This is a genomic window from Micromonospora phytophila, assembly GCF_023656545.1.
GTDB classification, from domain to species: Bacteria; Actinomycetota; Actinomycetes; order Mycobacteriales; family Micromonosporaceae; genus Micromonospora; species Micromonospora phytophila.
On sequence record NZ_JAMOKF010000207.1, the window covers coordinates 1 to 9,950 of the forward strand.

The following is a 9,950-nucleotide window of genomic DNA, read 5'->3' on the forward strand; positions in this document are numbered from 1 at the left end:
GGCGGGGCGGACCCACCGCCCGGCCCGGGTGCGGTCGGCCGCGGGCTGCGCCCGGGCGGTCGCCGCGTCGGCCCCGGTCAGCCGGGCGTCCGCGGCGAACTCCCGGGCCCGCAGCACCGACCAGGCCGACACCTGCACCACCAGCGCGAACACGGCCAGCCGCCAGGCGTCACCGAGCAGGTGCGCGGCCGGCACGGCGCCGGCGTAGTTGACCGCCACCGGCGCCAGCACACCCAGCGGGAAGGCCCACGCCAGCGCGATCGTCAGCCGGGTCAGGTCCACGTCCGCGTTGCGCAGGTGGGCCAGTTCGTGCAGGACGACCGCCCGGAACACGCCCGGCGCCGTCCGGTGGGCGTGCACGAGCCCCAGGTCGAGCCGGACGTACCGGACGGGGAACGTGCCGAAGGTGTTGCCGCTGACCCGCGCCGACCGGGACACCACGAACGTCGGCGTACGGCGCAGTCCCGCCTCGCGGACCAGGGCGGCCAGGTCCGCCCGCAACGCCTCGGTGCCCGGCATCCGGTCGAGGCGGCGCAGGTCGCGCAGCCGCCGTTCGCACCAGGGCGCGGCGAGGTAGATGACGGCCGTCACCGCCGCCAGCACCGCCAGCCCGACGAGCATCTGGCGGGTCACGTCGGCGTGCAGCGTGCCGAGGCAGCGCTGCACCGCTGCCGCCGACTCCTCGTTGACCGTGCCGGCCCGGACGTCGACCGGGGGCAGCAACCGGCGCAGCCCGCCCACGCACTCGGCCCGCTCGCGGGTGACCGCCGCGTCGATGAGCACCGTCTGCCAGCCGAACATGCTCGTCCCGACGACCGCGGTCACCACGGCGACGAACCGGCCCAGGGCGGGCGAGGGCAGCGGCGGGGTCACCACGCCGACGCGGGCGCGACGCGGGATCGCCTCACTCACCTTCGGCGTTCCCGGCGGCCACCCCGAACCGTGCGACGAACGCCTCGCGCACCGCCGTAACCAGCACGGCGACCTGGTCCTCGGTGAGCGCCCAGCGCGGATCACGGGCGGCGGCGGTGACCGCCTCCTCGATGCGCAGCAGTTGCCCGGGACGCAGCCGCACCGCCGGCTCCTCCGCGCCGGAGCGACGGGCCAGCCACCGCCGGCCGAGGCGGCGCAGGCCGGCACGCACCGCGTCGGTGGCCTGACCCTGCACCGCGTCGCGCAGCACGGTGAGCGCGACGCCGGTCAGCACCATCACGTACGGCAGCAGGGGCTCGACGGTCTGGTGGAACCCCCCGCCGCCGGCCTCGCCGCCGCCGACCCGCACCAGTCGGCTCGGGTCCTCGAGCCAGCGGCCCGGCCGGCGCCGGTACGCCGGTTGCAGGATCACCAGCAGCGGCTCCTCCTCGGGGGCCACCGCCCGGATCGCCAGCCGCACCAGCTCTTCCTCTGTCGCGCCGGAGGCGTACCTGGTCGGACTCATGGTGATCATGCCTTCCGCCTACCGGGTCGTCGCGCGGTTCGGCGGTCACGATAGAAGTCCGACGGCGCCGGTGCGATCAGTAACCGGACAGTTACCCTCGGCGGTCCACGTTGGCGCGAGAAGGCACCCCGACGAGCCACCGGGCGTACTCGGAAAACCGTCGCTGCGGGTCAGGCTGGCCGGCGCAGGGTGACCGGCGGGCCGAACCGGACCGGGACCCCGGGGGAATACAGCACGCTGGCCGGCGGTCCGGTCGGCGACGGCAGTCCGGCGGCGGTGACCAGCTCGTCGTCCAGGTGCAGCAGCTCGGCCCGGTGCAACGGCCAGCGGGGATGCCAGTTCGGCAGGTGCAGCGTGCGCCTGTACGCCCGGGTGTGCAGCCCCCACCGCGCGGTGACGAAGTGCTCCAGCGGAGTCGGATCGGCGATCGGCTCCCCCACCCGGACCGCCATCCGGCTCGTCGCACCGACCGGGCCGGGCCAGCGGCGCCGGCACCGGTAGGTGAAGCGGTCACCGTCGCGGTCCAACCGCATCGCCGACCACAGGTACGGCAGTCGCAGGGTCGCCCGGGCGACCAGCACCGGTACCAGCCGTGACGCGTCCAGCGAGCGGAACACCACCGCCCGCCGGCCGGTGCCGTCGACTGAGTACAGCCGGACGTTGGTCTCTGAGAAGCTGCCGAAGTAGGGCACCCCCGGCCCGCACCCGAGGCCCAGCCCGACCATCCGGAAGCCGATCAGGCCGACGTAGCTGAACCCGTCAATGGTGTCCGGGCGGGTGCCGGCGGGCAGCAGGGGCGCGACGAGTTCCGGCGCGACCGCCCAGTGCAGGAAGGTCAGATCCTCCCAGCGCTGCCGCAGGACCGCCCGCCCGAACGCCTGATCGGGTGCGGAGTCGACCGACTCGATGTCCACGCACCCATCCTGCCCCGGGGCTCGTCGGGTACGCGCTGCATGCCGGGCTCGACATTGCCGTGGTCTTCTCGGTGACCCGCGGCACCGGCACCCGGCCCACGGGCCGGCCCTGCGACCCGGTTGGCGTGACGACGGCCGTCCCTAGTTCTGGTGTGGCCGGTTGCGGACAAGGGTGAGCGCGAGCAGGGCGGCGGCGAGGAAGACGATGCCGTTGACGCGCAGTCCGGCCTGCACTCCGGCGGTCAGGGCCTCGGCGAGCGCCGCCTGGACCGGGGCGGCAGGCGGCTGACTGCCGCTGGTGCCGGCGGTAGCGGCGGCCCGCACGGCGGCCCGGGCGGGTTCGGCCACCTGGTGGGCGGCGAGCCGGTCGGGCAGTTCGGCGAGCATCGTGGTGGTGAGCAGGGTGCCCAGCAGGGACGAGCCGAGCACCGAACCGACCTGGCGGGCGGCGTTGACCGCGCCGGAGGCCATGCCGGCCCGGGCGGGTGCGACGCTGGCCAGCGCCGCCGCGGTCGCCGGGGCCACCACCAGGGCGCAGGCGGCGCCGAACAGCGCGAGCAGCGGCCAGCGGTGGCCGAACGGGGTGGTCGGGCCCTGGGCGGCCAGCGCGAAGCTGGCCACGGCACCGAGGACGAGACCGGCGGTGAGTGGGGCCTTGAACCCGGTGCGGCGGATTGCGCCCGGCGGCGAACGCGACGATCGCGTAGGCGGCGAAGAGCACCAGCATCCGCCAGCCCGTGTCCAGCGGGCTCAGCGCCTGGGCGCGTTCGTGGAACAGGACGAGCAGGATCGCCACCCCGGTGAAACCGAACAGCGACACCGCCGCGACCACCATGACGGCGCTGAACGAGGCGGACCGGAACAGCCGCACGTCGAGCATGGGGGTGGCGGTGCGCAACTCCACCAGGACGAACCCGACCAGCGCGGCAGCGGAGACGAGCCACGTCAGGGCCACCGCGGGGCTGGTGTAGCCGGCGCGTCCGCCCTGGATCAGGGCGTAGACGGCGGCGGCGATCGTGAGGGTGCCCAGCAGCAGGCCGGGCACGTCGAGTCGGCCCGCGCCGCGCCGGGATCCGGCGACCCCGGTCGCGGTGACGACGAGGGTGACCGCGCCCAGCGCGATCGTGGACAGGAAGACGCTGTGCCAGTGGTGGTGCCGCAGCAGGGTCCCGGCGATGAGTGGGCCCACCGCCAGGCCGATGCCGGAGGCCGCCGCCCAGGTGGTGATGACCTCGGTGCGTCGGTGTGGGTCGGTGAAGGTGGCACCGAGGATGGCCAGGCTGTTCGGCAGGATCAGGGCCCCGCCGACTCCCGCCAGGAACTGCCCGGCGATCACCCAGGCAATGGTGGGGGAAAGGGCCACGACGGCCCCGCCAGCCATCATGGCGGTGACGCCGGTGACGAACAGCCGCCTGGGACCGTAGCGGGTGCCCAACGTCGCGGCGGAGAGCACCAGACCCGCCACCGCCAGGGTGTAGGCGCTGGGGATCCAGATCAGGCTGGTCAGGTCGACGCGGAGGTCCCGCTGGATGGTGGTCAGGGCGGAGACGGTCGCCGTGATCTGCAGGAAGGTGATCGCCGCACCCAGGCACATCGCGACGAGGGTCGCCAGCTCGGAGCCGCGTGCGGATGACGGCACGGTGCCGGTCGGCCGGGGCCTGGTCGCGCGCCGCGACAGTGGTCGTCCGGGCACGGTGGGGGCCGGGGTTCGCTGGTCGGTCACAGGCCGTCCTCGAGAGTTCGAGCCGGGACGTCGCCGGCGCGGGTGGCGGTGCCGCCCGCGTGGGCGGCGCGCGGTGGGGGGTGGATGGCGCGGGTCACGGCAGCTGCGGGTAGCGGGCGGCCACGCCACCGGAGAGATTGCTCGCGCCCCGGGCGAACAGCTCGCCGGCGATCGCCCGTCCGAACCCGCGGTTGGCGCCGGTGACCAGGGCGGTGGTGGCCGAGATGTCCAAGTCGATCCCCGTCTGTGAGCTGGGCCCGGTGAACGGGCGGTACGACCAGAAAGACCGGCTGGCTTGCCTAGAGGAAAGCCAGCGCGGCCCAGTCAAGCACCTGACTAGCTGCAACGCAAGCCAGCTCGTACCCTGGTCGACATGGAGGATCTACGGGAGGACCGGGATGCCTGGTCGATGACGAACTGCTCGATCGCCCGCACGATGGACATCGTGGGCAGCAGGTCGGCAATGCTGATCATGCGCGAGGCCCTGCTCGGCACCCGTCGGTTCGACGACTTCGTCCACCGGGTCGGCGTCGGCGAGCCCGCCATGGCAACCCGGCTCAAGGACCTGGTGGCCGCCGGCCTCCTCGAACGAACGCCCTACCGGGAGCCGGGGCAGCGCACCCGCTACGAATACCGGCTCACCCGCAAAGGCCGCGAACTGCTGCCCGTGGTCACCGCCTTGCGCACGTGGGGTGACACCTGGGCCGCGGACAAGACCGGCCCGCCCGTACTCGCCAGCCACCGCGGGTGCGGCCGCCCCGTACGGGCGGTGCTGCGCTGCGACGGGGGTCATGACGTCGACGACGGCGACACCGACCTCACCGCCGGGCCCGGCTTGATCCGCAACGGGTGATTACGATGGCGGCCATCGAGTGCTTCGCCGCCTGCCGTACTCGTCACTGAGGGCCGGCTCACCGCCACACCAGGCCGCGAGCGGGCCGACCGATGCCCCTTTCGTCCGGCTGTCGTTCCCTCAGTGTGAGAGGCGCACCTCCATGCGTATTCGCTCCTTCGTCCAACATGATCTGGCACGGCTCACCGAATTGACCATCGAGACGTTCGGACCCTTCTACGAGGATTCCTTCCGACCCCTCGTGGGCGAGGTCGTCTTCGCCAACCAGCACGGCAACTGGCGTGACGACTACCGCAAGCAGGTAGCCGAGCTCCACGACCCCGGTCAGCACAGGTACGTCGCGGTCGCCGAGACCACCGGCACCATCACCGGCTACGTGGCCTGGACCGTCGACCCGGCTCGCCGGAACGGAAGCATCACGATCCTCGCCGTCTCAGCCGAGCACCGCCGGCACCACACGGGCACCGCGTTGTGCGAGCACGCCTTCGGCGAGATGCGGAGCCTCGGAGCCGAGGTGGTGGAGATTGGCACCGGGGGCGACCCGTTCCACGCACCCGCCCGAGCCCTGTACGAGAGGCTCGGGTGCACCCTGCTCCCGATCGCCGTCTATTACCGGCAACTCTGACCGAGCCCTTGGCGGACGGGCGTGCTCCCGCGCCCGTCCGCCAGGGCCGACGACGCTCCGACCTCGGCGCATAGGTCAGGGTGCGTCGGGAAACTCGCGGGTATGGCCAGGTACACGAAGCCCGACCTGAGGAACCAGATCAAGGAAGAGATCAAGTCTTCCGACAAGGGCGGCAAGCCGGGACAGTGGTCGGCGCGCAAGTCGCAGTTGCTCACCCAGGAGTACAAGAAGCGCGGCGGGGGCTTCCAGGGCCCGAAGGATGAGCGGCAGAAATCCCTGCAGCGGTGGGGTGAGCAGGATTGGCAGACCAGGGACGGCGCCACCCGGGCGCGCAAGGACGGCGAGACGAGTCGTTACCTGCCCAGGCAGGCATGGGAACGACTCTCCGACGAGGAGCAGCGCGCGACCGACACCAAGAAGCGCAGGGCGTCCAGATCCGGCGCCCAGCGCGTCGCCAACACCGAGCCAGCCAAACGCGCGCGTAAGGAGGCCACGTCGGCCGCGCGGCTGTCGGAGTTGACGGTCCCCGAGGCGGCCCGGCTCGTCCGCGGTCTCGACACGGGCCAGCTCAAGGCGGCACTGCAGTACGAACGCGACGGCAAGGCCCGCAAGACGCTCATCCAACGGCTGGAGTCGGAACTCAACAGGCGCTGACCCCTGGTCTCCGGCAGTACCCACGGCCGGTGACGGCCGCCCAACCTCCCGGTGACCGGCCGATCGGTGCGCCGGGGATGATCCCCGGGCGTGCCCGGCCACCACGGCTACCGCGACCTGGCCCGCCGTGACCGTGTCACCGCGACCAGTCCCACGACGATCACACCCAGCCCGAATGCTCCCGCCAGCACGATCGGGGTGAGCGCGTTCCCGGTGCGGCCGACGTGATCGCCGGCGGCGCGGGCGGTCGGCGCGGAGGTGACCTGCGGCTCGGTGGACGCAACGGCCGCGATCAGGGGATAGCGCAGAATGCTGGGTTTCGTTCCCGGTGGCTGGTCGGCGGTTTCGGAGACGGTGAGCAGGGATCGGCCGTCGCGGCCGTAGGTGATCGACTCGCCCTGCGGCTCGTCGGGCAGCGCTGTCATCCGTGGCCTCCCACTGGTCAGCGCGGTGAGCACGTCGCCGTCGACGACGTCGAACTCGAACGCGTCGGCGTAGGTGCGCAGCACCACCCTGCGCCCGTCCGGTGCGGTGGCGGCGCCGGTGACCGATGTCTGGCCGAGCCCTCCGAACGGGTTGCTCGTCGTGGAGGCCGGCAGTCGGACCTGTCCCACCCTCGCCAGTGGCACCGTCGTGCCGGGTTGCAGAGCAGTGGCCGGGGCGTACAGGCCGGCCGAGTACTTGGTCACGATGATCGGCCGGTCGTCGCCCGTGAGGAGCAGGGCCTCGGCGTCGTGCGGGCCGTCCGGATAGGCCATGCGGTACAACACCGGTCGGTCGGCACCGGGCGCGAGCTTCCACACCGCGATCGTCTGCCGGGAGCGGCCGTTGTCGCCGATGTCGGCCACCCAGATCGTGCCGTCGGCGCCGACGGCGAGATCCTCGGTGTCTGCCGGCCGCGACGGATAGGGCACCGTCCGCACCACGGAGCACTCAGGATCCAGGAAGAAGATCCGGCGACGGGTCTCGTCGTCCGCGCCGTCGTTGACCATGACGAACCCGTCCTCCGTGGCGGCCATCCCGGAGATCTCGGTCAGCGGGCCACCACCCACCTCGCACACCGGCGTCCCGCGGACCAGGGTGGGCGACGGGTTCGCCACCGCTGTGGGCGGGACCACCGTGACGGCGACGACAACGACCGCTCCCACGGCGATCCCCCGCAGCCTCCGAGTGGTTCCCTTGCCTCGTCGCATCACCCGTGATCCTTCCATCGGCGACCCGCGAGACCGCCGGCCCGGCTATTTCATCTTGCGCGTCGACCGGGCCACGATGGCGTCGTACTCGGGGTGCTCGCCCAGCCATCCGCTGAGGAACGGGCAGACCGGCACCACGGTCCGGCCTCTGGCCCGGGCGTCGTCCATCACCGCACGGGCCAGGGTCGACCCGACCCCTCGCCCCTCGAACTCCGCGTCGACCTTGGTGTGGGTGTAGACGATGATGGTGCCGGTCAGCTGGTAGGTGACCACGCCGGCCAGCGCCCCGGTCTCCTCCCGCGCCTCGAAACGTTCCCGCTCCGGTACGTCTGTCACGGTGAACTGCACCCCGCCATCCAACCACGGAGCAGGTGCGACACCCCCGCCGGAGCCGAGGTCACGGCGTTGCGGTGGCGATCGACGGGTCAGCGGCTCGTGGCGTCCACGTGGTCGCGCCATGAGTGCTGGGGTTCGTAGCCTAGGACCCGTCGTGCCTTGTCGATGCTGAGCAGGGTCTCGTGCTCGCCCAGCTCCTTGCGGACCTCGACGCCCGGGTAGACCTCCGCCATGAGGCTGGCACTGGACCTGCTCATGACGGTGTCGGCGTTGGCGATGATGAAGACGTCGGCGCCGGGCCGGTCGTGGGCAAGTGCCCGCTCGACCGCCTGCGCCGCGTCGCGGGAGTCGATGTAGCCCCACAGGTTCCATCGGCGCAGCCGCGGGTCGGCGTCGAAGGCCGGGAACCGCGCGTAGTCGTCGACGTGCATGACGTTGGAGAACCGCAGGCCCACCATGACCAGCTCGGGGTCCCATCGGCAGAACTGCCGCGCCATCTCCTCCTCGAGCGCCTTGTTCAGTGAGTAGGTCGACTCCGGGCGCGGCGGGTACTCCTCGTCGACCGGCGCGTACGGCGGCGGGGTGTCGAACGGCAGCCCGAGCACGGTCTCGCTCGACGCCCACACGACCTGCTTGATTCCTGCTGCCCTGGCCGCGGCGAAGACGTTGTACGTCGCTGCGGAGTTGTTCGCGAAGGTGGTCGCGTTGGGCAGCAGCCCGGGGGCCGGGACCGCCGCCAGGTGCACGATCGCGTCGACCCCGCCGGCGTGCTCGTCGGCGCCGCCGGTGAACGCCTCCACCACCTGCCCGTAGTCGGTGAGGTCGACGAGGAGGAACTCGCCGTCGGCGTCGCGTTGACCGCCGGCGCGGTCCACCGCCAGCACGTCGACGCCCACATCGCGCAGGTGGGCGACGACGGCGCGACCGAGTTTGCCGGTGGCCCCGGTGACGACGACGCGCCTGGGAAGTGCGGATGCGAGAGCAGGATCGGTCATGGTCACATCCTCCCTGCGACGCGGCGGGCTCGGGCCACCGCACCCCGCACAGGGCTCGACCGAAGCCGCGGCGGGCTCCTCGCGTTGGCCCAACAGGTCAGATGGCGGTGGCCTCGGCGACCCGCCATTGCCCGTCGACCGGGACCAGGGTGAGCACCACCCGGTTCTGGTCGACCTTCTCCCCCGCCGTGTTCACGTTGCGCCGGTACTGGTTGAGGTACACCAGCAGCTCGACCCGCTCGGTGGTCGCACTCACCACACCGGTCGAGGACACCTCGGCCGCCACGACCGCCTGTTGTTTGGTGGCGGTCTGCCTGAGCGCCGCCGTGGTGTGCGCGTACTCCTTCTCGAACGCGCCGGTGGCGAAGGTGCGACCGTTGGCGATGCTGTGGTCGAAGGTGCGGTAGTCGTAGGAGAAGATCGCCTTGGCCGCGGCCGGTGCGGTGGCCAGGGCCTGCCGTACGGCCGCGTCCCGCTGCGCGGCGCGGTGGTCACCCCACCCGGCGAGGCCGGCGACGGCGACCGCCAGCACGATGGCGACGGTCAGCGCCGGGACGAGCCCGATCCGGGTGGGGCGCCGCCCGGGGATGCGCGGCCGGCGGGCGAATTCGACCAGGGTACGCACGGGTCCTCCCTCTCTCATCCGACGAACTGCAGGCGCGACACCAGCCACCGGCCGGAGTCCTCGTCGCGGACCAGGTCCGCCTGGATCCGGTAGTGGGACGGCCGTCCCTGCGGTGCCTTGACGTTCTTGACGGTGGCGTCGACGGCCACCAGCACGACCGCCCGGCGGCGGTCCCCCGAGACCAGCCCGGCCCGCAGCACCGTCCCGCGCGACTCGACCTTGTTCTCCACCACCGCGGCCCGGACCTGCGACTGCCCTCGGGTGAACTCCTCCTTGAAGTCACCGGTGGCCCCGTCGACGATCCGCTGCATGTCCCGGTCGACGCTGGCCGCGCTGATCGAGACGAAGTTGACGCTGGCCTGCTTGGCGGCGGCGAGGGCGGCCTGCCGGGCCAGATCGGTGGTCCGGTCGGCGTACCACCGGTGGCCGGTAACGCCGGCCGCGACGAGCGTCGCGGCGAGCACGGCCACCAGCAGGACGACCAACGGCCGCCGGCGTCCCGCCGGCGCGGCCGTGGCCGGGACCCCGGCGCCCCGGTCGTCGGCGTCCTCCTCCGGCGGACCGTCCACGCCCCCCGGGTCGTCTCCGCCCGTC

The 9,950-nt window shown here is 72.7% G+C and carries 13 protein-coding genes and 1 pseudogene; 3 read left to right on the forward strand and 11 right to left on the reverse strand.

Going from position 1 to position 9,950, the window contains the following annotated elements:
- The 6 genes and pseudogenes from NCC78_RS21460 to NCC78_RS21485 all read right to left on the reverse strand — a co-directional run.
- On the reverse strand, positions 1-912 hold a 912-nt coding region (locus NCC78_RS21460; protein WP_250796577.1), incomplete at its 3' end, for a M48 family metalloprotease.
- Positions 905-1,447 (reverse strand): hypothetical protein, encoded by a 543-nt coding sequence (locus NCC78_RS21465; RefSeq protein ID WP_250796579.1) that lies wholly within the window; start codon positions 1,445-1,447, stop codon positions 905-907. The genes NCC78_RS21465 and NCC78_RS21460, both read right to left, overlap by 8 nt.
- Before the next feature lie 161 nt (positions 1,448-1,608).
- Positions 1,609-2,352, reverse strand: a complete 744-nt coding sequence (locus NCC78_RS21470) for a YqjF family protein (protein WP_250796583.1) — start codon at positions 2,350-2,352, stop codon at positions 1,609-1,611.
- Positions 2,353-2,493: 141 nt separating this feature from the next.
- The gene (locus NCC78_RS21475; protein ID WP_250796594.1) at positions 2,494-2,973 is read right to left on the reverse strand and encodes a hypothetical protein; all 480 of its coding nucleotides are present in this window, start codon (positions 2,971-2,973) and stop codon (positions 2,494-2,496) included.
- A gap of 127 nt (positions 2,974-3,100) precedes the next feature.
- Positions 3,101-3,946 (reverse strand): annotated as a pseudogene (locus tag NCC78_RS21480) (MFS transporter); the annotation flags it as partial.
- A gap of 223 nt (positions 3,947-4,169) precedes the next feature.
- Complete coding sequence (locus NCC78_RS21485; RefSeq protein ID WP_250796584.1) at positions 4,170-4,307, reverse strand: hypothetical protein; 138 nt, start codon at positions 4,305-4,307, stop codon at positions 4,170-4,172.
- A 141-nt stretch (positions 4,308-4,448) separates the two neighbouring features.
- Between NCC78_RS21485 and NCC78_RS21490 the strand changes: the two genes are divergently transcribed.
- The 3 genes from NCC78_RS21490 to NCC78_RS21500 all read left to right on the forward strand — a co-directional run bounded on the left by NCC78_RS21490 (position 4,449) and on the right by NCC78_RS21500 (position 6,207).
- Complete coding sequence (locus NCC78_RS21490) at positions 4,449-4,928, forward strand: winged helix-turn-helix transcriptional regulator (RefSeq protein ID WP_250796585.1); 480 nt, start codon at positions 4,449-4,451, stop codon at positions 4,926-4,928.
- A gap of 142 nt (positions 4,929-5,070) precedes the next feature.
- On the forward strand, positions 5,071-5,553 hold the full coding sequence (locus tag NCC78_RS21495; RefSeq protein ID WP_250796586.1) for a GNAT family N-acetyltransferase: 483 nt from the start codon (positions 5,071-5,073) through the stop codon (positions 5,551-5,553).
- 102 nt (positions 5,554-5,655) lie between these two features.
- Entirely contained in the window at positions 5,656-6,207 is a 552-nt protein-coding gene (locus tag NCC78_RS21500; RefSeq protein ID WP_250796587.1) for a DUF5872 domain-containing protein, read from the forward strand.
- Between the two features lie 107 nt (positions 6,208-6,314).
- Here the strand turns inward: NCC78_RS21500 and NCC78_RS21505 are convergent, their stop codons facing one another.
- The 5 genes from NCC78_RS21505 to NCC78_RS32105 form a co-directional block, all read right to left on the reverse strand.
- On the reverse strand, positions 6,315-7,355 hold the full coding sequence (locus NCC78_RS21505; protein ID WP_250796589.1) for an NHL repeat-containing protein: 1,041 nt from the start codon (positions 7,353-7,355) through the stop codon (positions 6,315-6,317).
- Between the two features lie 90 nt (positions 7,356-7,445).
- Positions 7,446-7,736 carry a GNAT family N-acetyltransferase gene (locus NCC78_RS21510; RefSeq protein ID WP_250796590.1) on the reverse strand — a complete coding sequence of 97 codons (291 nt, stop codon included), beginning with the start codon at positions 7,734-7,736 and terminating at the stop codon, positions 7,446-7,448.
- 89 nt (positions 7,737-7,825) lie between these two features.
- Positions 7,826-8,731, reverse strand: coding sequence for an NAD-dependent epimerase/dehydratase family protein (locus NCC78_RS21515; protein ID WP_250796591.1), 906 nt, complete (start codon positions 8,729-8,731; stop codon positions 7,826-7,828).
- Between the two features lie 97 nt (positions 8,732-8,828).
- A complete protein-coding gene (locus NCC78_RS21520) occupies positions 8,829-9,356 on the reverse strand; it encodes a hypothetical protein (protein WP_250796592.1) in 528 nt (175 codons plus the stop codon).
- Between the two features lie 14 nt (positions 9,357-9,370).
- On the reverse strand, positions 9,371-9,950 hold a 580-nt coding region (locus NCC78_RS32105), incomplete at its 5' end, for an Rv1363c family protein (protein WP_284706337.1).

Coding starts and splice junctions, on each gene's coding strand:
- NCC78_RS21490 (WP_250796585.1), top strand. CDS start 4,449: ATGGAGGATCTACGGGAGGACCGGGATGCCTGGTCGATGACGAACTGC.
- NCC78_RS21500 (WP_250796587.1), top strand. CDS start 5,656: ATGGCCAGGTACACGAAGCCCGACCTGAGGAACCAGATCAAGGAAGAG.
- NCC78_RS21495 (WP_250796586.1), top strand. CDS start 5,071: ATGCGTATTCGCTCCTTCGTCCAACATGATCTGGCACGGCTCACCGAA.
- NCC78_RS21515 (WP_250796591.1), bottom strand. CDS start 8,731: ATGACCGATCCTGCTCTCGCATCCGCACTTCCCAGGCGCGTCGTCGTC.
- NCC78_RS21465 (WP_250796579.1), bottom strand. CDS start 1,447: ATGATCACCATGAGTCCGACCAGGTACGCCTCCGGCGCGACAGAGGAA.